The sequence below is a fragment of the Streptomyces sp. NPDC002795 genome (assembly GCF_042888725.1).
Lineage (GTDB): Bacteria > Actinomycetota > Actinomycetes > Streptomycetales > Streptomycetaceae > Streptomyces.
Genome location: NZ_JBIAQB010000003.1, coordinates 382,729 through 405,530, shown reverse-complemented (window position 1 = coordinate 405,530; position 22,802 = coordinate 382,729). Strand labels below are relative to the sequence as shown.

The 22,802-nt window shown below is 71.7% G+C and carries 24 protein-coding genes; 9 read left to right on the top strand and 15 right to left on the bottom strand.

Features of this window, described 5'->3' with window-relative positions; all coding sequences use genetic code 11:
* Positions 1-108 precede the first annotated feature (108 nt).
* From ACFYWS_RS11170 to ACFYWS_RS11160, 3 genes are all read left to right on the top strand, one after another.
* A complete protein-coding gene (locus tag ACFYWS_RS11170; protein ID WP_389272899.1) occupies positions 109-888 on the top strand; it encodes a DeoR/GlpR family DNA-binding transcription regulator in 780 nt (259 codons plus the stop codon).
* Between the two features lie 62 nt (positions 889-950).
* Positions 951-2,195, top strand: coding sequence for an MFS transporter (locus ACFYWS_RS11165; protein ID WP_389272896.1), 1,245 nt, complete (start codon positions 951-953; stop codon positions 2,193-2,195).
* 62 nt (positions 2,196-2,257) lie between these two features.
* Positions 2,258-3,004, top strand: coding sequence for a maleylpyruvate isomerase family mycothiol-dependent enzyme (locus tag ACFYWS_RS11160; protein WP_389272893.1), 747 nt, complete (start codon positions 2,258-2,260; stop codon positions 3,002-3,004).
* A 23-nt stretch (positions 3,005-3,027) separates the two neighbouring features.
* Here ACFYWS_RS11160 and ACFYWS_RS11155 read toward each other — a convergent pair whose 3' ends face one another.
* The 3 genes from ACFYWS_RS11155 to ACFYWS_RS11145 all read right to left on the bottom strand — a co-directional run bounded on the left by ACFYWS_RS11155 (position 3,028) and on the right by ACFYWS_RS11145 (position 5,741).
* Positions 3,028-3,693, bottom strand: coding sequence for a response regulator (locus ACFYWS_RS11155; RefSeq protein WP_389272890.1), 666 nt, complete (start codon positions 3,691-3,693; stop codon positions 3,028-3,030).
* A complete protein-coding gene (locus ACFYWS_RS11150; RefSeq protein WP_389272886.1) occupies positions 3,690-4,937 on the bottom strand; it encodes a sensor histidine kinase in 1,248 nt (415 codons plus the stop codon). The genes ACFYWS_RS11155 and ACFYWS_RS11150 overlap by 4 nt, the downstream gene beginning before the upstream one ends.
* A gap of 78 nt (positions 4,938-5,015) precedes the next feature.
* Positions 5,016-5,741, bottom strand: coding sequence for a TetR/AcrR family transcriptional regulator (locus tag ACFYWS_RS11145; protein ID WP_389272882.1), 726 nt, complete (start codon positions 5,739-5,741; stop codon positions 5,016-5,018).
* Between the two features lie 145 nt (positions 5,742-5,886).
* Here ACFYWS_RS11145 and ACFYWS_RS11140 point away from each other — a divergent pair, with 145 nt between their 5' ends.
* Positions 5,887-6,339, top strand: a complete 453-nt coding sequence (locus ACFYWS_RS11140; RefSeq protein WP_389272879.1) for a nitroreductase family deazaflavin-dependent oxidoreductase — start codon at positions 5,887-5,889, stop codon at positions 6,337-6,339.
* Between the two features lie 3 nt (positions 6,340-6,342).
* On the opposite strand, the gene ACFYWS_RS11135 is transcribed toward ACFYWS_RS11140, so the two are convergent.
* Positions 6,343-7,581, bottom strand: coding sequence for a geranylgeranyl reductase family protein (locus tag ACFYWS_RS11135; protein WP_389272876.1), 1,239 nt, complete (start codon positions 7,579-7,581; stop codon positions 6,343-6,345).
* 143 nt (positions 7,582-7,724) lie between these two features.
* On the opposite strand from ACFYWS_RS11135, the gene ACFYWS_RS11130 reads away from it, so the two are divergent.
* Entirely contained in the window at positions 7,725-9,086 is a 1,362-nt protein-coding gene (locus tag ACFYWS_RS11130; protein ID WP_389272874.1) for a dipeptidase, read from the top strand.
* A 72-nt stretch (positions 9,087-9,158) separates the two neighbouring features.
* Positions 9,159-9,923 carry an MBL fold metallo-hydrolase gene (locus ACFYWS_RS11125; protein WP_389272871.1) on the top strand — a complete coding sequence of 255 codons (765 nt, stop codon included), beginning with the start codon at positions 9,159-9,161 and terminating at the stop codon, positions 9,921-9,923.
* Here the strand turns inward: ACFYWS_RS11125 and ACFYWS_RS11120 are convergent.
* On the bottom strand, positions 9,893-10,888 hold the full coding sequence (locus tag ACFYWS_RS11120) for an NUDIX domain-containing protein (protein WP_389272868.1): 996 nt from the start codon (positions 10,886-10,888) through the stop codon (positions 9,893-9,895). The two genes, ACFYWS_RS11125 and ACFYWS_RS11120, sit on opposite strands and share 31 nt — an antisense overlap.
* A gap of 543 nt (positions 10,889-11,431) precedes the next feature.
* On the opposite strand from ACFYWS_RS11120, the gene ACFYWS_RS11115 reads away from it, so the two are divergent.
* Positions 11,432-11,980, top strand: coding sequence for an anti-sigma factor antagonist (locus ACFYWS_RS11115; protein ID WP_389272865.1), 549 nt, complete (start codon positions 11,432-11,434; stop codon positions 11,978-11,980).
* A gap of 39 nt (positions 11,981-12,019) precedes the next feature.
* On the opposite strand, the gene ACFYWS_RS11110 is transcribed toward ACFYWS_RS11115, so the two are convergent.
* On the bottom strand, positions 12,020-12,982 hold the full coding sequence (locus ACFYWS_RS11110) for an ROK family protein (RefSeq protein WP_389272862.1): 963 nt from the start codon (positions 12,980-12,982) through the stop codon (positions 12,020-12,022).
* A gap of 105 nt (positions 12,983-13,087) precedes the next feature.
* On the opposite strand from ACFYWS_RS11110, the gene ACFYWS_RS11105 reads away from it, so the two are divergent.
* Positions 13,088-14,170 (top strand): LacI family DNA-binding transcriptional regulator, encoded by a 1,083-nt coding sequence (locus ACFYWS_RS11105; protein ID WP_389272859.1) that lies wholly within the window; start codon positions 13,088-13,090, stop codon positions 14,168-14,170.
* A 26-nt stretch (positions 14,171-14,196) separates the two neighbouring features.
* On the opposite strand, the gene ACFYWS_RS11100 is transcribed toward ACFYWS_RS11105, so the two are convergent.
* The 6 genes from ACFYWS_RS11100 to ACFYWS_RS11075 all read right to left on the bottom strand — a co-directional run bounded on the left by ACFYWS_RS11100 (position 14,197) and on the right by ACFYWS_RS11075 (position 19,359).
* Positions 14,197-14,670, bottom strand: a complete 474-nt coding sequence (locus ACFYWS_RS11100) for an NUDIX hydrolase (protein WP_389272856.1) — start codon at positions 14,668-14,670, stop codon at positions 14,197-14,199.
* Between the two features lie 61 nt (positions 14,671-14,731).
* Positions 14,732-16,030 (bottom strand): DUF6986 family protein, encoded by a 1,299-nt coding sequence (locus tag ACFYWS_RS11095; protein ID WP_389272853.1) that lies wholly within the window; start codon positions 16,028-16,030, stop codon positions 14,732-14,734.
* Positions 16,031-16,220: 190 nt separating this feature from the next.
* Positions 16,221-17,183: an electron transfer flavoprotein subunit alpha/FixB family protein gene (locus tag ACFYWS_RS11090; RefSeq protein WP_389272851.1), complete on the bottom strand. Its 963-nt coding sequence runs from the start codon at positions 17,181-17,183 to the stop codon at positions 16,221-16,223.
* 61 nt (positions 17,184-17,244) lie between these two features.
* A complete protein-coding gene (locus tag ACFYWS_RS11085; protein ID WP_389272849.1) occupies positions 17,245-18,033 on the bottom strand; it encodes an electron transfer flavoprotein subunit beta/FixA family protein in 789 nt (262 codons plus the stop codon).
* A 259-nt stretch (positions 18,034-18,292) separates the two neighbouring features.
* Positions 18,293-18,802 (bottom strand): flavin reductase family protein, encoded by a 510-nt coding sequence (locus ACFYWS_RS11080; protein ID WP_389272846.1) that lies wholly within the window; start codon positions 18,800-18,802, stop codon positions 18,293-18,295.
* Between the two features lie 236 nt (positions 18,803-19,038).
* Entirely contained in the window at positions 19,039-19,359 is a 321-nt protein-coding gene (locus ACFYWS_RS11075) for a TlpA family protein disulfide reductase (protein WP_389272843.1), read from the bottom strand.
* A gap of 186 nt (positions 19,360-19,545) precedes the next feature.
* Between ACFYWS_RS11075 and ACFYWS_RS11070 the strand changes: the two genes are divergently transcribed.
* Positions 19,546-20,274 carry a lysophospholipid acyltransferase family protein gene (locus ACFYWS_RS11070; RefSeq protein ID WP_389272840.1) on the top strand — a complete coding sequence of 243 codons (729 nt, stop codon included), beginning with the start codon at positions 19,546-19,548 and terminating at the stop codon, positions 20,272-20,274.
* A gap of 1 nt (position 20,275) precedes the next feature.
* Here ACFYWS_RS11070 and ACFYWS_RS11065 read toward each other — a convergent pair whose 3' ends face one another.
* The 3 genes from ACFYWS_RS11065 to ACFYWS_RS11055 form a co-directional block, all read right to left on the bottom strand.
* On the bottom strand, positions 20,276-20,875 hold the full coding sequence (locus ACFYWS_RS11065; protein WP_389272837.1) for a transglutaminase domain-containing protein: 600 nt from the start codon (positions 20,873-20,875) through the stop codon (positions 20,276-20,278).
* A gap of 78 nt (positions 20,876-20,953) precedes the next feature.
* Positions 20,954-22,024, bottom strand: a complete 1,071-nt coding sequence (locus tag ACFYWS_RS11060) for a threonine aldolase family protein (RefSeq protein ID WP_389272834.1) — start codon at positions 22,022-22,024, stop codon at positions 20,954-20,956.
* On the bottom strand, positions 22,021-22,782 hold the full coding sequence (locus tag ACFYWS_RS11055; RefSeq protein ID WP_389274075.1) for an SDR family NAD(P)-dependent oxidoreductase: 762 nt from the start codon (positions 22,780-22,782) through the stop codon (positions 22,021-22,023). Before ACFYWS_RS11055 ends, ACFYWS_RS11060 begins: the two co-directional genes overlap by 4 nt.
* Positions 22,783-22,802: the final 20 nt, after the last annotated feature.

Below are 22,802 nucleotides of genomic sequence, written 5' to 3'. Positions count from 1 at the left end.
GAATGCGTGTTCCTGCAAGATATAGCCAGCTTTCGCGCACAATCAAGCATTAGTGCGCATGCCGGTTAAGGTCGTGCCACCGAACCGAACGACGAGTTGGAGCCGCCGATGTCCCGCGACGCCCGCTGGAAGTCCCTCCTGGAACTGCTCGTCGAGCGCGGGCGCCTGGACGTGGAGGACGCGGCGAGCGAGCTCGGCGTCTCCGCCGCGACCATCCGCCGGGACTTCGACGGGCTCGCCGAGCAGCAGATGCTGGTGCGCACCCGCGGCGGCGCCGTCGTGCACGGCGTCAGCTATGAACTCCCGCTGCGCTACAAGTCCGCGCTCGGCGCCGCCGAGAAGCAGCGCATCGCCAAGGCCGTCGCCGAACTCCTCACCCCGGGCGAGGCGGTCGGCCTCACCGGCGGCACGACGACGACAGAGGTGGCGCGGGCCCTCGCCGTCAGGCCCGACCTCGCCTCCGGCACACCCGCGCTGACGATCGTCACGAACGCGCTCAACATCGCCAACGAACTCGCGGTGCGGCCCCAGTTCAAGATCGTGCTCACGGGTGGGGTCGCGCGCCCGCAGTCGTACGAGTTGATCGGCCCGCTCGCCGACGGCGTGCTCGGGCAGGTCACGCTCGACACGGCGGTGCTCGGCGTGGTCGGCCTCGACGTCACGCACGGCGCGTCCGCGCACGACGAGGCGGAGGCGGCGATCAACCGGATGCTGTGCGAGCGGGCGGAGCGCGTGGTGGTCGCGGCCGACTCCAGCAAGCTCGGCCACCGGGCGTTCGCGCGGATCTGCGACGTGACGCAGGTGGACATCCTGGTCACGGACACGGCGGCGGACCAGGCGACGCTGGCACGGTTCGAGGAGGCGGGGGTGCGGGTCCTCACCGTGTGACCTACACGCAGTTGCGGACAACCCCCTTGTTCGGCCGCGCGGTCCCGCTCTACTCTGACTTTGTGCCGCTACTGAACAAACTCCGGTGCGTCAGCGCCGACGACCCCCGCGCCGCGTCTTTGGCCCGGCTGCGCCTCGCCCTCACCGCGTTCTTCGCGCTCGACGGCTTCGTCTTCGCCGGCTGGGTGGTGCGCATCCCCGCCGTCAAGGAGCAGACCGGGGCGTCCGCGAGCGCCCTCGGCCTCGCGCTGCTCGGCGTCTCGGCCGGTGCCGTCATCACGATGATGCTGACCGGACGGCTTTGCCGGCGCTTCGGCTCGCACGCGGTGACCGTCGCGTGCGGGGTGCTGCTCCCGCTGACCGTGATCCTGCCGCCGCTCACGCACTCCCCCCTCGCGCTCGGCCTCGTGCTGTTGGCGTTCGGGGCGGCGTACGGCGGGATCAACGTGGCGATGAACAGCGCCGCCGTCGACCTGGTCGGCGCCCTCGGCAGGCCGGTCATGCCCAGCTTCCACGCCGCGTTCAGCCTCGGCGGCATGCTCGGTTCGGGCCTCGGCGGCCTGGTCGCGGGGCACCTGACACCCACCAAACACCTGATGGCGATCGCCGTGCTCGGCCTGATCGTCACCGCGTGCGCCGCCCCGACGCTGCTGCGCCACCCGGCGCCGACTCCCGTGGCCGCCCGTACACCCGAGAACAAGAACGAGAACGACAGCAAGGGCGAGAACACCCGCGAGGGGACGCGCCCCCGCATCGACGGCCGCACCCGCGTCCTCGTCCTGGTCTTCGGGCTCATCGCACTGTGCACGGCGTACGGCGAAGGGGCGCTGGCCGACTGGAGCGCGCTGCACATGGAGCAGGACCTGCACGCCCACCCCGGCGTCGCGGCGGCCAGCTACTCCTGCTTCGCGTTCGCCATGACGATCGGCCGGCTCACCGGCACGACCCTGCTCGAACGCCTCGGCAGGACCCGCACGCTGGTGGCCGGCGGCCTCACCGGCGCGTTCGGCATGCTGCTCGGCGCGCTGGCGCCCACGGTGTGGCTCGCGCTGATCGGCTTCGCGATCACCGGGATCGGCCTCGCGAACCTCTTCCCCGTCGCGATCGAACGGGCCGGGGCGCTCGCCGGACCCACGGGCGTCGCGGCCGCCTCCACGCTCGGCTACGGCGGCATGCTGCTCGGCCCGCCCGCGATCGGCTTCATGGCGGACTGGTTCTCGCTGTCCGCCGCCCTGACGAGCGTGGCGCTGCTCGCCGCCGTGGCGGCCACGATCGGCTTCGCGACACGACGGGTGGCGATCACGTGACCACGTGATCGCGCGATCAATTGACTTGCGTACGCGCGCACTTCAGGCGACAGACTCTGCGTATGCAGATTGCCGAACATATTCGAATCGTGGACGAAGAGGGCCAGTTGCTGGCCGCGGCAGCCGAGGAGGCGGGCGTCGACGCCAAGGTGTCGACGTGCCCCGGCTGGCAGGTGCGCGATCTTCTACGTCACCAGGGTGCGGTCCACCGCTGGGCGACCTCGTACGTGGCGGAGGAACTCCAGGAGCGCCGCCCCCTTGAGGACCGCTCCGACCTGGACGGCGACGCCCTTCTCGCCTGGTACCGCGAGGGCCACCGCCGACTCGTCGACACGCTCACGGCCGCGCGGCCCGACGTGGACTGCTGGACCTTCTTCCCGGCCCCTTCTCCGCTGGCGTTCTGGGCCCGCCGCCAGGCGCACGAGACGGCGGTGCACCGCGTGGACGCGCAGTCGGCCCTGAACCGGGCCACTCACGAGGAACCCGACCCGATCACCCCGGAGTTCGCGGCCGACGGCATCGACGAGCTGCTCACCTGTTTCCACGCCCGTAAGCGCAGCCGGGTCCGCTCGGACGTGCCCCGGACCCTGCGCGTACGGGCCACCGACGCGGGCACGGACGCCGTGTGGACGGTGCGCATCACGCAGGAGCCCCCGGCCACGGAGCGCGGCGCCTCGGGCGAGGCGGAGTGCGAACTGTCCGGTCCCGCGGCGCGCTTGTACCTGGCGCTGTGGAACCGGCTGCCGTTCCCGGAGGTGAGCGGGGACCGGGCGCTCGCCGCGTTCTGGCGGGAGCACTCGGGAGTCTGACGGCGCGCCTTGTGCGGCCGGTCTCAGCCCAGCCACCCCGGCCGCACAAGGCCCGACTCATAGGCGAGGACGACGAGTTGGGCCCGGTCGCGGGCGCCCAGTTTCACCATCGCGCGGCTCACGTGGGTCTTCGCGGTGAGTGGGCTGACGACGAGGCGGCGGGCGATCTCGTCGTTGGACAGACCGATGCCGACGAGCGCCATCACCTCCCGTTCCCGCTCGGTCAGTTCGGCGAGCGGGGCGGCGGCCTCCGGCTCCTTCGAGCGCGCCGCGAACTCGGCGATCAGGCGCCGGGTGACGCCCGGCGAGAGCAGGGCGTCACCATGAACAACTGCCCTTACCGCGCGCAGCAGTTCCTCCGGTTCGGTGTCCTTGACGAGGAACCCGGAGGCGCCGGCGCGGATCGCCTCGAAGACGTACTCGTCGAGCTCGAAGGTGGTGAGCATGACCACCTTCACCACTTCCAGGTCCGTGTCCTCGCCGATCCGGCGGGTCGCCGCGAGGCCGTCGAGCAGCGGCATGCGGATGTCCATGAGCACGACGTCGGGCCGCAGTTCGCGCACGAGGCGCACCGCTTCCTCGCCGTCCGCCGCCTCGCCCGCGACCTCGATGTCGCTCTGCGCGTCGAGCAGCGCCCTGAATCCGGCGCGGACGAGCGACTGGTCGTCGGCGAGCAGTACGCGAATCAAGGCGATGCCTCCCGGTTCGGGGTGGTGAGCAGGAGCCGTGCGACGACGCGGAAGCCTCCGTCGGAGCGCGGGCCCGCCTCGATCGTGCCACCGAGGGCCGCGGCACGCTCGCGCATTCCGGCCAGCCCGTTGCCGCTGCCGCCCGCCTCGACGTGGGTCGCGGGCCCGTCGTCGTCGACGGTGAGCGTCATCTCGGCTTCCCGGTACGCCAGTTGTACGCGCGCGTGGCGTGAACCCGAGTGCCGTACGACGTTGGTGAGCGCTTCCTGCACGACGCGGAACGCGGCGAGGTCCGCGCCCGGCGGCAGTGCGGTCCGCCGTCCGGCGGTGGTGACGTCGACGGTGAGCCCGGCGCCCGCGGCCTGGTCGACGAGTTCCGGGAGGCGGTCGAGGCCGGGCGCGGGGGCGCGGGGCGCGTCGCCGGGGGTCCGGAGGGTGTCGAGGACCTGCCGCACCTCTCCCAGCGCCTCCTTGCTCGCGCTCTTGATGGTGGTCAGCGCAGTGCGTGCCTGCTCGGGGTCGGTGTCGAGCAGCGCGAGCCCGACGCCCGCCTGCACGTTGATCACGGAGATGGAGTGGGCGAGCACGTCGTGCAGTTCGCGGGCCATGCGCAGGCGCTCCTCGTCGGCCCGCCGTCTGGCCGCCTTCTCGCGCTCCACGCGCGCGTGCTCCCACTGTTCGCGCCGCACCCGCGCCAGTTCGGCGATCGCCATCACCGCGAGCACCCAGGCGGCGACGATGCCCTCCTCGCCCCATCCGGCGGGCCCGTCACCAGCCGGCGGCAGATACGCGTACAGCCAGTGCCCGATGAGCAGATGCCCCGCCCAGAGCACCCCGGCGGCCGCCCACGCCGCCCATCGGCGCCCCGCCACGATCGCAGAGAAGCACGCGAGGGCGACGAGCAGGAACACCGGTCCGTACGGATATCCGGCGCCCAGGTACACGGTCACGCACGCCGCCGTCCCGAACGCGACGAGCACGGGGTGGCGCAGACGCCACAGCAGCAGCGCGCCTCCGGCGAGCATCAGCAGCCGCGCGAACACGTCCAGGTCCGCGCGCTCGCCCACCTGCCCGTGCGCGGCGAAGTTCGTCCCCACGAGGACGAACGCGGTGGCGAGGAGCGTGGACCGCCACGGCCACCGCCGGTCGCCCGCGGCGGGACCGCGCCCCCACCGGGCACGCAGCCACGGTGGCCCGCCCCACTGGCGGGGCGGGCCACCGTCACGTACGCGCTGCTCGTCCATGCCGCCACGCTAAGCGCCGGGGGCGGCTTCGGGCGTCCGCCGTGCGAGGTGATCAGGCGTACTTCCCGGGGAGTACGACTACGCGGCGAGCCCGACGTCGCGGGCGAGCCGGGACACGGCCTGGGCGAAGAAGGCCGAGCGGTCGTCGACGACGCGGTTGAACTGGCCGAACAGTTCAAAACCGACGAGCCCGAACAGCTGCGCCCACGCGGCGACCAGCGCGGCCACCACCTCCGGCGGCAGGTCCGGCGCGAGGTCCGCGGCCATGCGCTCGGCCTCGGCCCGCAGCGCGTCGGAGAGCGGGGGCGGTGTCACGCCGCCGCCCTGGTGCGCGTCGCGGACGATCCCGATGAGCAGTTGCCCGACGCGGGCGGCGGCCCGGACCGTGCTGTCCGGAGCCGTGTATCCGGGGACGGGGGACCCGTAGATGAGGGCGTACTCGTGCGGGTACGTCAGGGCCCAGTCCCGTACCGCCCCGCACACGGCGCTCCAGCGCTCAGTGGCCGACGATGTCCGGACGAAGCCGACGTCCGCGCCCTCCGCGGCCTCGCCGAGGGCGTCGTACGCGTCGATGATGAGCGCGGTCAGCAGGTCGTCGCGGCTGGGGAAGTAGCGGTACAGGGCCGAGGAGACCATGCCGAGTTCGCGGGCCACGGCGCGCAGGGAGAGCTTGGCCGCACCGTCCTCGGCGAGCTGTCTGCGCGCCTCGTCCTTGATGGCGGCGGTGACCTCCTGGCGGGCGCGGGCGCGGGCCCCTTGGGCGGCACTTGTGGTTCGTGGGGGTGTGCTGCGGCGCGTACTCATGGTTCGAGTGTTCCACGGAATCGGATCGGTGCACACATTGCGGTGCGCCGATCCGAAAAGAGAGCACTGCTCTTGCTTTGGATCACCGAACCGGTGCACACTGCTCTCAAGCGAGAGCACCGCTCACACTTTCCTGGAGGACCTCATGTCCGCGTCCGTACACGTTCAGAAGCCCGGCTGGTTCACCGTGAACGTCATGAACCGGGCCGTGGCGTGGATGACCCGCCGGGGTCTCAGCGTGTGGGGGTCCCGCGTCCTCGCCGTCCGTGGCCGCAAGAGCGGCGAGTGGCGCACCACCCCGGTCAACCTCATGACCGTGGACGGCTCGCAGTACCTCGTGGCCCCCCGCGGCCATGTCCAGTGGACCCACAACATGCGGGCCGCGGGCGGCGGGGAACTGCGCCTGGGCAAGCGGGCCGACGCCTTCACCGCGGTCGAGGTCACGGACGACGACAAGCCCGCCCTGCTGCGCGCCTACCTCAAGCGCTGGAAGGCAGAGGTCGGGGTGTTCTTCAACGGGGTGGGGCCCGACTCCCCCGACGCCGAACTGCGCCGGATCGCGCCGGACCACCCCGTCTTCCGCATCACACTGAAGTGACCGTCAGCGGTCGAGGCGCGACAGCGCCCGCCCCGCCATCGGATGCGCCCGCACGAGCTCGCCCAGGGTCGAAGAGCCCCGCGTGATCCTCGCGAAGGCGTTCCAGGCGGGGCGCACCGAGGTGAGCGCCGCGTGCAGCAGCCCCGGCTTGCGCGCGAAGACCGCCAACATGCTCTTGCCGACGGCCATTTCGACACCGAGCCCGGCCTTGACGGCGAACGCGTAGTTCAGCGCCTGGCGCCGCGCGTCCACCGCGTCGTGCGCCTCGGCGACGCGCACCGCCCACTCCCCCGCGAGCCGCCCCGAGCGCAGCGCGAACGAGATGCCCTCCCGGGTCCACGGCTCCAGGAGCCCCGCCGCGTCGCCGCACACCAGGACGCGGCCGCGCGAGAGCGGCGAGTCGTCGGCGCGGCAGCGCGTCAGATGCCCTGACGAGATCGACGGCTCGAAGCCGGCGAGCCCCTGGCGCGCGATGAAGTCCTCCAAGTACCGCTTGGTGGCGGCCCCTTCACCCTTCGCCGAGATCACACCCACGGTGAGCGTGTCCCCCTTCGGGAACACCCACCCGTAACTGCCGGGAATCGGCCCCCAGTCGATGAGGACGCGCCCCTGCCAGTCCTCTGCGACGCTCGGGGGGACGGGGATCTCCGCCTCGAGCCCCAGGTCGACCTGGTCCATCTCGACACCGACGTGCGCCCCGATCCGGCTCGCGCTGCCGTCGGCGCCGACCACCGCCCGCGCCAGGATCGTCTCGCCGCCCTGCAGCCCGACCGCGACGGTGCGCCGGTCGGGCACGGCGCTGCCGTGCTGCTCGACGCTGGTCACCGTGACACCGGTGCGCAGCTCGGCGCCCGCCTTCTGCGCGTGCTCGACGAGCTGGGCGTCGAACTCTGGCCGGTTGATGAGCCCGAACAGCATCGTCCTGGAGCGCCGGGTGCGGGTGTACTTGCCGTTCAGGGAGAACGTCACCGCGTTGATCCGGTCCTTGAACGGCAGCGCGAAGCCGGGCGGCAGCGCGTCCCGCGAAGGGCCGATGATGCCGCCGCCGCACGTCTTGTAGCGGGGCAGTTCGGCCTTCTCCAGGAGCAGCACACGACGCCCCGCGCTCGCGGCCGCGTACGCGGCGGAGGCGCCGGCCGGGCCCGCGCCCACGACGACGATGTCCCACACACTCCCGGAAGACCCGCCGTCGCCCGTCTCGTTGCCGTCCGTGTCGTCCGTCGCCGGATTCTCGCTGCTCACGATGGTCTGCTGCTCCCGTTTCGGCCATCTAGGAATGCCTGCCGCACCTGTCCCAGGCATCCTACGGCGGGCAGTGCGTCGGCCCTCTGTGGGAGGATCTTCCGCACACCCTGCACAACGTCGCACCTACGAGGAGCGTGCCCATGTCGCCGCATCCGATCGCCGAGACCGTCGCCTCGCTCATGCCGAGGGCCAAGGCGGAGCTGACCGAACTGGTCGCTTTCAAGTCGGTTGCGGACTTCGAGCAGTACCCGCGCAGCGAGAGCGAGGGCGCCGCCAACTGGGTCGCCGACGCGCTGCGCACCGACGGTTTCCAGGACGTCGCGCTGCTCGACACCCCGGACGGCACACAGTCGGTGTACGGATTCCTGCCCGGCCCCGAGGGCGCGCCGACGGTGCTGCTGTACGCGCACTACGACGTGCAGCCCACGCTGGACGAGGCGGCGTGGGTGACGCCCCCGTTCGAGCTCACCGAGCGCGCGGACGGCCGCTGGTACGGGCGCGGCTCGGCCGACTGCAAGGGCGGCGTACTCCTTCACCTGCTGGCGATCCGCGCGCTGAAGGCGAACGGCGGGGTTCCCGTCAACGTCAAGGTGATCGCGGAGGGTTCCGAGGAGCAGGGCACGGGTGGCCTGGAGCGCTACGCCGAGCAGCACCCGGAGCTGCTCACCGCCGACACGATCGTCATCGGCGACGCGGGCAACTTCCGCGTCGGCCTGCCCACCGCGACGGCGACGCTGCGCGGCATGACGCTGGTCCGCGTCCGGATCGACACCCTCGAAGGCAACCTGCACTCCGGCCAGTTCGGCGGCGCCGCCCCGGACGCGCTGGCCGCCCTGGTCCGCGTCCTGGACTCGCTGCGCGCCGAGGACGGCTCGACGACCATCGACGGCCTGGACTCCACCGAGTCCTGGGACGGCCTCCAGTACGAGGAGGACGCGTTCCGGGGCGACGCGAAGGTGCTCGACGGGGTAGGCCTGATCGGTTCCGGCACGGTCGCCGACCGCATCTGGGCGCGCCCCGCCGTCACCGTCCTCGGCATCGACAGCCCGCCCGTCGTCGGCGCGACGCCGTCCGTGCAGGCGGGCGCCCGCGCGCTGATCAGCCTGCGCGTCCCGCCGGGCACCGACGCCGCGGACGCCACGAAGCTCCTCATGGCGCACATCGAGGCGCACACTCCGTGGGGCGCCAAGGTCCTGGTCGAACAGGTCGGCCAGGGCCAGCCGTTCCGCGCGAACACGGCGAGCCCCGCGTACGCGGCGATGGCCGACGCCATGCGGCAGGCGTACGACGGTCAGGAAATGCAGTACGCGGGCCAGGGCGGCTCGATCCCGCTGTGCAACACGCTCGCCTCGCTCTACCCGGAGGCGGAGATCCTCCTCATCGGCCTGAGCGAGCCGGAGGCCCGGATCCACGCGGTCAACGAGTCGGTGTCCCCCGAGGAGCTGGAGCGCCTCTCGGTGGCGGAGGCCCTCTTCCTTCAGAAGTACGCGGCCGCCAACTGACCTCGCGCGGCCCGTCTCTGCCCTGAGCCAAGTCGTACGCGGCTCGGGGCACGGGGCTCGTACGGTCGCGGCATGGACACCACCGACGCGTACCCGATCACCGGGACCATCGACGTCACTCCCCGGCTCCGGCTGCTGCGGTTCGCCGTCGGCCAGGCGTATCTCTGGCGCGACGGCGACGAGTTGACGCTCATCGACGCGGGCGCGGCCGGCGCCGCGCACCCCATCGCCGAGGCCGTACGCGCGTGGGGGCACGAGCCCGGCGACGTACGGCGGATCGTGCTCACGCACTTCCACGAGGACCACGCGGGCGGGGCAGGGGAGTTCGCGCGGCTGAGCGGGGCCGAGGTGTCCGCGCACCGGCTCGACGCCCCGTATGTGCGCGGCGAGGCGAGGGGGCCCGAGCCGGTTCACGAGGACTGGGAGCGCCCCCTTCACGCCCAGGCCCTGGCCCAGCTCCCGCCGCCTCCGGCCGACCCTGTGCTCCCTTACTACGTAAGGGAGTTGGACGACGGTGACGTACTCGACTTCGGCGACGGGGCACATGTCGTCGCGGCGCCCGGACACACCGAGGGGTCGATCGCGATCCATCTCCCCCACCACGGCGTGCTGTTCACCGGCGACGCGATCGCGGCGTCACCGGTGGACGGGCAGGTGATGCTCGGCGTGTTCAACCTGGACAAGGAGCGGGCGATCGCGTCCTACCGGCGGCTCGCCGGACTCGACAGCGACGTGGCCTGCTTCGGGCACGGCGACCCGGTGGTGGGCGGCGCGGGCGCGGCACTGCGGGCGGCGGTGGCGCGCGCTCACCCCACCGGCACCCCGGCCTCCAGGTAGTGCGCGGCGCCGCGTTCGCGCGCCCTGAGCGCCCAGCGCAGCCGCTCGAAGCGTACGGGCGGGAGCAGCGTGGCCGCCTCGCTCTCCGTCACGAAGCGCCATGCGCGCAACTCAGGGCCCGGCAGCAGCACTTCACGCGCCCGCGCGCCCGTGAGCCGGCCGCCGTCGAAGAGGAGGCGCAGGCCGCCGTAGCCGGGCGGCGCGGGCGCCTCCCAGTCGACGACCAGGAGCCGCGGCACTTCGTCGAGCTGGATACCCGTCTCCTCCGCCACCTCGCGCACCCCCGCGCGCGCGGGCGCCTCACCCGCCTCGACGACACCGCCGGGGAACTCCCAGCCGGGCTTGTACGTGGGGTCGACGAGCAGCACCCGGTCCTCGTCGTCGAAGAGGAGCACGCCCGCGGCGACCGTCTCGGCGGTCGGCTCGGGCGTCTGCACGATGTCGCAGGACGGCGCGTCCCCGGTGCTCAGGGCGGCGGCGATCCGGACGGCGGTCTCGTACGGGGACAGAGCGCCGTTGTCGACGGGGTAGGCGTCGGCGGTGAGCCAACCGGCGAGCGCGGCCCGGTACGGCTCGATGTCGGCGGGCGCCTCACCGGCGGGGTCACGGGCACGCAGGATCGTTTCACCAGGAGCAAGGAGCACATGGCGCACAGGAATCCGCCGGGCCGCGAGCCCACCGAAGACCTCGTCGCGGTACTCCTGGCGGAGCAGCCCCATCGGCACCACGAGCACGCCGCCGAGCTCGGCGAGGAGCGCGGCGGCGGTGTCGACGACCAGGCGCCGCCAGATCGGCAGGTCCTGGTAGGCGCTCACCTCGGCGAGCCGCTTCGCGGGCAGCAGCCGCTCCAGCTCGCCGTCGATCACCTCGGGGTCGAAGAGTGTGCTGTCGGGGATCAGGTCGATCAACTCCCGCGCCGCGGTGGTCTTCCCCGCGCGGGACGCCCCGTTGATCCAGACGATCACGGTTCCCCCTCATCCATCGGCCCCCTGTGGCTTGCCCGCAACACCCTGCCACGGAAACCAGCCGCTGATGAGGGGGTCGATGCACATGGCAGCGATCTCACGGCCCACCCTGGGGCCCACCGTACGGAGAGCTCGCCCGCCACCCAGGGAAGTGGCGGCAGGCGAGCTCTGCGTACCAGGCGGTCGCACGCCATGACACCGCCCGCACGACTCCGGGTATCGGGGGGAGCCCCGGAGCCACGCGCGGGAGACCCGCAAGGCGGATGGCGTCCACCGCTGCCCGACGGTCGACGGCCGGCCCTGATCATGACCTCCCGCGCTTTCTTCGAGCCAGTCAAGCGCGCCCCTGCGACGGACGACACCGTGTGTGCGCACCCTGTGACGGTGCGGAGTTCACACGGGGTGTGCACGGAACACACGGGCAGCCTCCCCGAGCCGAACACCCCTGGACGTCAAGCGATTTCGGAGTTATTCACCCCTTCAAGTGACGAAAGCCGCTTAGGAATCGTTACGCCACCACGGCGAGGGAACCCTGCGGCTAGCGTGATCGCCCAGGCACCCCGGACCTCGGTGACCTCGTTCCGCCTGCCCGGCACCGCCTTCGGACCCGGCCGGGCACGTGACCCGGGGGGCCAGATGCTACAGAGCGGGCAACAGGACTGCGCTTTCGGAGCTTTCGGTGCTTTCGGCTCTTTCGGCTCTTTCGGAGCCATCGACATCACGTCCGCACCCGAGGACGGCACCACCGCGCCCCGGCTGCGCACCGTCGGGGACTGCGTCGTGGTCGAACTCGCGGGCGAGATCGACATCCTGACGTTCCACAGGATCTCCCCGCTCCTCAACTCGGTGGCCGCCGGGCCCTACCGCGTGGTGGTCGTCGACCTGACCGGCGCCACGTTCTTCGACTGCTCCGGCCTCCGGCTCCTGGAACGCGCCGCGCACAGGGCGGGCGAGCACGACGGCCGCGTCACCGTCGTCTGCCGCCACCGCCTCACCCTCCGCCTCATCGCACTGGGCGGCCTGACCGGGCTGCTGGCACCGGCCTGGACGGTGAGCGAGGCGGTGCGCAAAGGCCGGCAGCTGCCCGATTAGCGGGCCCTGACGGCGGACGACGGCGTGCTCGCCGTTGCCTCAAACCGCCTGCCGGCGCACCCCGTTCACGCCAGGACCCACGCGCAGCGCCGCTGCCGCCGCGCCCACAAGGCCCGCGTCCGTGCCCGTCGACGCCGGGACCACCGTGAGGCCCTGCACGAAGGACAGCGTGGCGTAGTCCCGCAGCGCGCGGCGCAGGGGCGTGAACAGGATGTCGCCGGACTTCGCCACGCCACCGCCGATCACCGCGATGTCGATCTCCACGAGCGTCGCCGTCGCCGCGATGCCGGCCGCGAGCGCCTGGGCCGCGCGCTCGAAGGAGGCGATCGCCACCGGGTCACCTGCGCGGGCCGCCACCGCCACCGCGGCGGCGGTGGCGTCGCCGTCCGGCCCCGGTTGCCAGCCTTCGGCGAGGGCGCGGCGGGCGATGTTGGGGCCGCTGGCGATCCGCTCGACGCAGCCGCGCGCGCCGCAGGGGCAGGGGTCGCCGTCGAGGTCGACGCTGATGTGGCCGATGTGCCCGGCGTTGCCCGTCGGGCCGGGGTGCAGCTCGCCGCCCAGGATCAGCCCGCCGCCGACACCGGTCGACACGACCATGCACAGCGCGTTGTCGTGCCCCTGCGCCGCGCCCTGCCAGTGCTCGGCCGCCGTGATCGCCACGCCGTCGCCGATCAGCTCCACGGGCAGCTCGCCGGACACCGCGCGGACCCGGTCGACCAGCGGAAACCCGCGCCAGCCCGGCACGTTGACCGGGCTGACCGTGCCCCGCGAACGGTCCACCGGTCCGGCGCTGCCGATGCCCACGGCGCGTACCCGCGGCCACAGCTCGGAGGCCGTGAGCTCGCCGAGCACCTCCGCCACCGCGCCCATCACCGTCTCGCCGTCCTCCTGCGCGAGGGTCGGCCGCTGCGCTCGCAGAAGGAGGTGGCCCCGGTCGTCCACAAGGGCACCGGCGATCTTGGTGCCGCCGATGTCGAGCGCGGCGACGAGGTCCATGTGCATCAGTGTCTGTTCCCCCGGAACGGCAGGTCGGATGGGCGGTTGCGAGTCGGCAACCGATCAGTGGTGGACAGTCTCTCCCGCATCTGACAACGTTGTCCAGGCCCTATGCTCGACGCCACACGCCGGGACGACAGGACAGGACAGCGCACAGTGGACCGTACCGCCCGCCGCACCGAGAACCGCTACGGCAACCGACCGACGATGAAGGACGTCGCCGCGCGGGCCGGGGTCGGCCTGAAGACGGTCTCCCGCGTCGTCAACGCGGAGCCGGGTGTCACCGAGGACACCGAGCGCCGCGTACAGGAAGCGATCGCCGCGCTCGGCTTCCGGCGCAACGACAGCGCGCGCGTCCTGCGCAAGGGACGTACGGCGAGCATCGGGCTCGTCCTGGAGGATCTGGCCGACCCGTTCTACGGACCGCTCAGCCGCGCCGTCGAGGAGGTCGCCCGGGCGCACGGAGCGCTGCTGATCAACGGGTCGAGCGCGGAGGACCCTCAGCGGGAGCAGGAGTTGGTGCTCGCGCTGTGCGCACGGCGCGTGGACGGGCTCGTCGTGATCCCCGCGGGCGCCGACCACCAGTACCTGGAGCCGGAGATCGCGGCCGGGGTCGCGACCGTCTTCGTGGACCGGCCCGCCGGGAAGATCGACGCGGATGTGGTGCTGTCCGACAACTTCGGCGGCGCGCGCGACGGCGTCGCCCACCTCATCGCCCAGGGCCACCGCCGCATCGGCTTCATCGGTGACCAGCCCCGCATCCACACGGCGGTCGAGCGTGTGCGCGGATACCGGGTGGCCATGGAGGACGCCGGGCTCGTCGTCGACGACCGGTGGGTGTCGCTCGGTGTCACGGAACCCGAGCGGGTGCGGCGCGCGGCCGAGGACATGCTCACGGGCCCCGACTCGGTCACGGCGATCTTCTCGGGCAACAACCGAGTGACCGTCACCGTGGTCCGCGTCCTGGCCGAACGCGAGCGGCCCGTCGCCCTCGTGGGCTTCGACGACATCGAGCTGGGCGACCTGCTGAAGCCGGGCGTGACGGTGGTGTCGCAGGACGCGGCGCAGCTGGGCCGCACGGCGGCGGACCGTCTCTTCCTGCAACTGGACGGGGCGGCGCTGCCGCCCGAACGGATAGAACTGACGACCCGTCTGATCCAGCGCGGCTCGGGGGAGATCCCGCCGACGGGCTGAGCGGAAGGCGGCCGGGGGCGGTCGGCTCAGTGCTCGATCAGGCCGCCCACCGGAACCGGCGCGACGTGGCCGGTCGCCGGACCGGTCAGGGCCAGCGTGAGCCCGATGTCGAGCAGCGAGGAGCGGGCAAGGCCCTCGACTTCGGCGCGCGGCGTCCAAACCGACTCGGCCGTCTGCCCGTTGGGCTCGGGCCGCAGGGTTCCGCCGGTGATCCGGACCGCGTAGAAGACACCGACGTTGTGCAGCGGCGGCGATCCGGGCACGCGGCGCTCCGCCGCGGGCACCACCCGCGAGTCCACACCCAGCAGTCGTTCGACCTCGCCCGTCAGGCCGGTCTCCTCGGCGACCTCTCGGACCACGGCGTTCACGGGGTCCTCCGCGTCCTCGACGCGCCCGCCGGGCAGCGTCCAGGTCCGCTCGCCACCCGGCTTGACGGCGTGCGCCAGCAGCACCCGCCCGTCCTCGATGCACACGGCGTACGCCGCCAGTCGCAGATCCATCCCCGGAGGTTAGGGCCTGCGGGGATGGACAACCGAAGCGCGGCGACGAACCGTGTGCGTCCTACTCGGCCGCGGCGGTCAGGTCGCCGCGGCGCGGGGCCGAGTAGCCCTCCAGGTCGGCGCGGGTGAGGCCGGTGAGGCGGGCGACCTCGGCGACGTCGAGGGCGCCGCAGTCGATGCCGCGCAGCAGGTAGCCGGCGAGGGCCTTCGCGGTGGCGGGCTCGTCGGCGATGTCGCCCTCGGCCTGGTTGGCGTAGGCGGCCATGCGCGCGGCGGCGGCCTCGAAGCCCTCGCGATAGAAGGCGAAGACGGCGGCGTAGCGCGTCGGGATGTGGCCCGGGTGCATGTCCCAGCCCTGGTAGTAGGCGCGGGCGAGGGCGCGCCGGGTGAGGCCGAAGTGCAGGCGCCAGGCGTCGTGGACCTTGGCGGTGGAACCGACGGGCAGCACGTTCGTCGAGCCGTCCGAGACGCGGACCCCGGTGCCGGCGGCGGCGACCTGCATGACGGCCTTCGCGTAGTCGGCGGCCGGGTGGTCGCTCGCCTGGTACGCGGCGGAGACGCCGAGGCAGGCGCTGTAGTCGAAGGTGCCGTAGTGGAGGCCGGTCGCGCGGCCCTGTGCCGCCTCGATCATGCGGGCCACCGTGGCGGTGCCGTCGCCGCCGAGGATGGACTGGCTGGTCTCGATCTGGATCTCGAAGCCGATCCGTCCCGCGTCGAGACCGTGCTGCTTCTCGAACGCCTCCAGGATCCGCACCATGGCGGTGACCTGCTCCGGGTACGTCACCTTGGGCAGCGTGAGCACGAGGCCCTCGGGCAGCCCGCCGTGCTCCATGAGGCCGGTGAGGAAGATGTCGAGGGTGCGGATGGCGCGGTCGCGTACCGCCTCCTCCATGCACTTCATGCGGATGCCCATGTACGGGGCGGCCGTGCCGTTCGCGTACGCCTCGGCGATGACGCGGGCGGCGCGCGCCGCGGTCTCGTCCTCGTCGGCGTCGGAGGCGGGCCGGTAGCCGTCCTCGAAGTCGACCCGCAGGTCCTCCACCGGCTCGCGCTCCAGCTTCGCCCGTACGCGGGTGTAGACCGGCTCGGCGAGCTCCGCGCTCAGGCCGAGGACGGCGGCGAAGGAGGCGGCGTCCGGCGCGTGCTCGTCGAGCTGCGCGAGCGCCTTGTCGCCCCAGGTGCGGATGGTCTCGGCGTCGAAGGCGTCACCGGGGACGTAGACCGTGTGGACGGGCTGACGGGTGCCGGGGTCCCCCGGGTAGCGGCGGGCGAGCTCCGCGTCGACCGGGGCGAGTGAGGCGCTGATGCTCTCGCTGACCGCGCCCGCGAGGCTCGTCGACACCTTCTCCTGCTGACCCATTCGTGCACTCTCCGTATGCTCGATGTTTCCACTTCACGGAATCAACAATCCGTATAGCGAAGTTAACCGTCGGCTTGATCGGCGTCAATGGGTCTTTTTGTGGTCCCGCGCTCGTCCCGTACTCGTCTCGTCACGCGGACGGGGCCGCGCGGTGCGAACACCACGCGGCCCCGTCGACTTCACAACTGCCTCAGCCCTTGCGGGTCTTGACCTCTTCGGTCAGGGCGGGGACGACGTCGAAGAGGTCGCCGACGACGCCGTAGTCGACGAGGTCGAAGATCGGGGCCTCGGCGTCCTTGTTGATCGCGACGATCGTCTTCGAGGTCTGCATGCCGGCCCGGTGCTGGATCGCGCCGGAGATGCCGGAGGCGATGTACAGCTGCGGCGAGACGGACTTGCCGGTCTGGCCGACCTGGTTGGAGTGCGGGTACCAGCCCGCGTCCACCGCGGCACGCGAAGCGCCGACGGCCGCGCCCAGGGAGTCGGCGAGCGCCTCGATGACCGAGAAGTTCTCGGCACCGTTGACGCCACGGCCACCGGAGACCACGATCGCGGCCTCGGTCAGGTCCGGGCGGCCCGAGGACTCACGCGCGGTGCGCGAGGTCACCTTCGTACCCGTCGCCTTCTCGGAGAAGGAGACGGCCAGGGCCTCGACGGCGCCGGCGGCCGGAGCGGCCTCCACGGCGGCGGAGTTGGGCTTGACGGTGATGACCGGCGTGCCCTTCGACACCGTCGACGTGGTGGTGTAGGAGGCGGCGAACACCGACTGCGTGGCGAGGGGACCGGACTCGCCGGCCACCAGGTCGGTGGCGTCGGTGATGATGCCCGAACCGATCCGCAGCGCCAGACGCGCGGCGATCTCCTTGCCCTCCGCGGACGACGGCACCAGCACGGCGGCCGGGGAGACGGCCTCGACGGCGGCCTGCAGCGCGTCGACCTTCGGCACGACCAGGTAGTCGGCGTACTCGGCGGCCTCGTGCGTGAGCACCTTGACGGCGCCGTGCTCGGCCAGCGCGGCCTGCGTGTCACCGGCGCCGTTGCCCAGCGCGACGGCGACCGGGTCGCCGATCCGGCGGGCCAGCGTCAAGAGTTCCAGGGTGGGCTTGCGGACGGCACCGTCCACGTGGTCGACAAAGACCAGAACTTCAGCCATGGGACTTCAATCTCCTGCAATCACAAAGAACTTGGGCGGCGGAATGGGTGGGCGGGAAGCTTTAGATGAACTTCTGGCCCGCGAGGAACTCGGCGAGCTGCTTGCCGCCCTCGCCCTCGTCCTTGACGATCGTGCCCGCGGTCCGCGCCGGACGCTCATCGGCGGACGCGACCTTCGTCCAGGCACCCTCCAGACCCACTTCCCCGGCCTCGATGTCCAGGTCGTCCAGGTCCCACGCCTCGACCGGCTTCTTCTTCGCCGCCATGATCCCCTTGAACGAGGGGTAACGCGCCTCACCGGACTGGTCCGTCACCGAGACGACCGCCGGAAGCGAAGCCTCCAGCTGCTCCGAGGCGGTGTCACCGTCACGACGGCCGGTCACCTTGCCGTCGGCCACCGCGACCTCGGACAGCAGCGTCACCTGCGGCACACCCAGACGCTCGGCGACCAGCGCCGGCACGATCCCCGCGGTGCCGTCCGTGGACGCCATACCGGAGACCACCAGGTCGAACCCGGCCTTCTCGATCGCCTTCGCCAACACCAGCGAGGTGCCGATCGCGTCCGTGCCGTGCAGGTCGTCGTCCTCGATGTGGATCGCCTTGTCCGCACCCATCGACAGCGCCTTGCGCAGCGCGTCCTTGGCGTCCTCGGGACCCACCGTCAACACGGTGATCTCCACGTCGTCATCGGAGTTCTCCGAGATCTGCAGCGCCTGCTCCACCGCGTACTCATCGAGCTCCGACAGCAGACCATCGACATCGTCACGGTCCAACGTCAGGTCATCGGCGAAACCCCGGTCGCCCGTGGCGTCCGGCACGTACTTCACGGTGACAACGATCCTCAAGCTCACGCCGGCTCTCCTACTGCAATCGTCTTTATCTGGGCGGCTGTCTTGCTGCCAGTCGTACTGGCCACACGCCTAGCTGTACTGCTCGGCTGAAAACGCCTTCTCGCAGGCAGCATATGCGCCTTGTGCGGACTCTTCCGGTCGGGGCGGCCCGCGCTCCGAACAAAAGGTTACTCGCCAGTACACCCAGGTTATGCCCACTAAGCAAGCGCTTTGAACTGTGACGTTGCCAACGCTGTGTAACCGCCCGACCCAGGAACTCTCAGTCGCGCAGCCCGTTGAAGCGGCCCTGGTGGTACAGCAGCGGACGCCCCGCGCCCGCCGGGTCCCCGCAGACCGCCTCCGCCAGCACGATCTGGTGGTCCCCCGCGGGCACCCGCGCGATGACCTTGCAGACGAGCCAGGCGAGCACGCCGTCGAGGATCGGCACGCCCTCGGGGCCCTCGAACCAGCGGGTGGGCGCGCCGAAGCGGTCGGCGCCGCTCTTCGCGAACGTCGCGGCGAGGTCGGCCTGGTGCTCGCCGAGTATGTGCACGCCGACGTGCTCGGCCTCGGCGACGGTCGGCCAGCTCGACGCGCCGACACCGATACCGAACGAGACGACGGGCGGCCTCGCGGAGACCGAGGTGAGGGAGGTGGCGGTGAAGCCGACGGGGGCCGCGGCGCCAGGAGCGGTGACCACCGCCACACCCGCCGCGTGCTGACGGAAGACGGAGCGGAACAGGTCGGGGGTCGCTGCCTGGGCGGTGCGCAGGTCGGGCGTGGCCGTCATGGAGTTGTCCTTCTGGCTGGAGGGTTCGAGCGAGGGGCCGTGGCTGCGTCAGACGCGCGGACAGCGGGCGCTCGAACAGCGAGCCAGGTCCACGTGGACCCGCTCGACGAGAAGGAGTTCCGAAGGCATACGGTCACTCTGACGATACGTGGCGCATGCAGTCAAGTGCGTTCCGTCATCTGGGAGATGCGTCACGCGGTGCCCCTGTGTCCCCGTTCTCTCCACACCCTCGCGCCTCAGACCGCTTCGCCCAGCGCGGCGATGACGTCCGCCTTGCGCGGCTGCCCCGATGCCCGGCGCACCTCGCGTCCGCGCGCGTCCAGGACGAGCACGGTCGGGGTCTTGAGGACGCCGACGTCGCGTACGAGATCGAGGCGGGCCTCGGCGTCGATCTCCACGTGGGAGACGCCGGGCACCATCGCGGCGACCTCGTCGAGGACCCGGCGGGTGGCCCGGCAGGGGGCGCAGAACGCGCTGGAGAACTGCACGAGCGTCGCCCGCTCCCCCAGCTCCTCGCCCAACTGCGCGGCGCTCCACGTCTGTTCACTGACCGTCACCCTGCTCCTCCTCCATTTCGCAGCTCTATGTGCAGCGCTTTCCGGCCGTTCGCGTATTCCCGGCACGTGACCAGGATCTCTTACGACGCTGGAACCAGGACTGGCCACCCAGCCGTTGATGGGGCACGATCTGCGCAAGCCGGAAAACCTACGGCCGCGTAACTTACTGAAGGGCCAACCCCCTCCATGGCAGAGCTCGTCTACCCTCCGGTCATCGGCGCCGCCCGCACGATGTTCAAGGCGCTCGACCTGAAGATCGACTGCAAAGGCTCGGAGAACATTCCGCGTACCGGCGGAGCGGTCCTGGTCAGCAACCACATCAGCTACCTGGACTTCATCTTCGACGGCCTGGCGGCCCTGCCGCAGAAGCGTCTCGTCCGCTTCATGGCCAAGGAGTCGGTCTTCCGGCACAAGATCTCCGGCCCGCTGATGCGCGGCATGAAGCACATCCCGGTGGACCGCGCCCAGGGCGAGCACGCGTACCAGCACGCGCTGCGGTCGCTGCGCTCGGGCGAAATCATCGGCGTCTTCCCGGAAGCGACGATCTCGGAGTCGTACACGCTCAAGAGCTTCAAGACCGGCGCCGTGCGCCTGGCCCAGGAGGCCGGTGTTCCGCTGATCCCGATGGCGCTTTGGGGCACGCAGCGGCTGTGGACCAAGGGCCGTCCGAAGAACTTCAAGCGGCAGCACATCCCGATCACGGTCCGCGTCGGTGAGGCCATGGAGGCGCCGAGCGACCAGTACGCGGGGGCGATCACGCGCCGCCTGCGCACGCGCATGCAGGAGCTGCTCGAGGCCGCGCAGCGCGCCTACCCGGTGCGCCCCAAGGGCCCCGACGACACGTGGTGGATGCCGGCGCACCTGGGCGGCACCGCCCCGACCCCGGAAGAGGTCAAGGCCGCCGAGGCCGGCTGATTCACGCCGGGAGCGCGTCCGGAAGGTGCTCCCACAGGTACGGGCGGTCCGGCGCGCCGCGCAGCGCGTCGAGCACCGCCGGATGCGGTGCGTCGTGGAGCGCCGGGTAGTCCGCTTCCCCGGCCTCCGGGTCGGGTATCCACGCCAGCCGCTCCCCGTCCAGGGAGAATTGGGCGTCTACGCCCGGCTTGTTCCCCCGGCAGTCCTGCCGGTGCCACGCCCCGCGCAGCCGCACGGCCACCAGGCCGTGGACGCACCAGCCCGTACCCGCGTCGTACGTCAGCCGCTGGTAGCAGAGCGCGGTCGGGATGTCCTCGGCGCGCAGCAGCGCCGCCAGCGCGTGCGCCTTCGCGTGGCAGATTCCGGTGCCCTTCTCCAGGACGTCCGACGCCCGCCAAGTGACGCGCGGGTCCCCGCTGTCGGCGGAGTGCGGGATGGCGTCCCGTACGAATTCATAGGCCGCCCGAGCGTATGCATATGAATCGGCGACCTCGCGCGCGAGGCGCACAGCCGTCTCCCGCACGAGCGGGTGATGGTGGTCGATGACGTCGTCGGCCGCCAAGTACGCGGACAGATCGGGGTTCTGCTGGATCAGCTGCATGGCAAGCGAGCATAGGAATGCGGCCGCCCGTACGTCAATACATTTACGGTCGACCGCATACCTATGCGACGGAGGTGGCTACCGCGCCATCTCTTCCTTGAGGGCCGCGACGAAGGAGTCGATGTCCTCCTCGCGCGTGTCGAAGGCGCACATCCAGCGCACGTCGCCGGCCGCCTCGTCCCAGAAGTAGAAGCGGTACTTCTTCATCATGCGCTCGGAGACGTCGTGCGGGAGGCGGGCGAAGACGCCGTTGGCCTGCACCGGGTAGAGGATCTCCACGCCGTCGACGCCGCGGGCGCCCTCGGCGAGGCGCTGGGCCATCTCGTTCGCGTGCCGGGCGTTGCGCAGCCACAGGTCCTTGGCGAACAGCGCCTCCAACTGCACCGAGATGAAGCGCATCTTGGAGTGCAGCTGCATGGACAGCTTGCGCAGGTGCTTCATGTGGCGCACGCGGTCCTGGTTGAGGACGACGACGGCCTCGCCGAACAGCGCGCCGTTCTTGGTGCCGCCCAGCGACAGGATGTCGACGCCGACCGCGTTCGTGAACGTCCGCATCGGGACGTCCAGGGACGCGGCGGCGTTGGATATCCGGGAGCCGTCGAGGTGCACCGTCATGCCGTGCCCGTGGGCGTGCTCGCAGATCGCGCGGATCTCGTCGGGCGTGTAGAGCGTGCCGAGTTCGGTGGACTGCGTGATCGAGACGACCTGCGGCATCGCCCGGTGCTCGTCGTCCCAGCCGTAGGCCTGCTGGTCGATCAGCTCGGGGGTGAGCTTGCCGTCCGGGGTCGGGACCGTGAGCAGCTTCAGGCCGCCCATCCGCTCGGGGGCGCCGCCCTCGTCCACGTGGATGTGCGCGGACTCGGCGCAGATCACCGCGCCCCAGCGGTCGGTGACCGCCTGGAGCGCGACGACGTTGGCCCCCGTGCCGTTGAACACCGGGAACGCCTCGGCGGTCGGGCCGAAGTGGCTGCGGATGATCGTCTGGAGATGGTCCGTGTACTCGTCCCCGCCGTACGCGACCTGGTGCCCGCCGTTGGCGAGGGCGAGCGCCGCCATCACCTCGGGATGGCCCCCCGCGTAGTTGTCGCTGGCGAACCCCTGCGTGGCGGGGTCGTGATGCCGGCGGGCATCGGTCTTTGCAGGGTTCACGGCTTCTCGGTCAGCCACAGACGGGTCCCGTTCAGTTCGGCGGCGGGCCGCTCCCAGACGCCGGAGATGGCCTCTGCCAGTTCCGTGACGTCCGTGAAGCCCGCGAACTTCGCGTTGGGGCGTTCGGCGCGCATCGCGTCGTGCACCAGCGCCTTGACCACCAGGATCGCAGCCGCCTGCTGCGGCCCCGCCTCGCCCCCCGCCTTACGGAAGGAGTCACCGAGCGCGAGCGTCCACGCCTCGGCGGCGGCCTTGGAGGCGGCGTACGCGGCGTTGCCCGCGGTCGGCTTGGAGGCGCCCGCGGCGCTGATGAGCAGGTAGCGGCCGCGGTCGCTGCGGGACAGGCCCTCGTAGAACGCGAGGGACGTGTGCTGCACCGTGCGGATCAGGAGCTTTTCGAGCAGGTCCCAGTCGGCGAGGTCGGTGTCGGCGAAGGTCGCGCCGCCGCGCCAGCCGCCCACCAGGTGCACGAGGCCGTCGACGCGGCCGAAGTCCTTCTCGATGCGTCCGGCCCAGTCGCGGGTGGCGTGCAGGTCGAGCAGGTCGACGTTGTCGCCGATGACGGTGGCGCCGCCGTGCGCGTAGCGCGCCTCGTCGACGGCCGCCACCAGGCGCTCCGCGTCCGCGTCGGCCCCGATGACGGTGGCACCGGCCTCCGCGAGCCGCTTGAGGGTGGCCTTGCCTGCCGGTCCGGCCGCTCCGGCGACCGCGATCACCGCACCGTCCAGCGTGTCCCTGGTCCCGTTGGTGTCGCTCATGTCCGTCGCCTCCTGCTGCT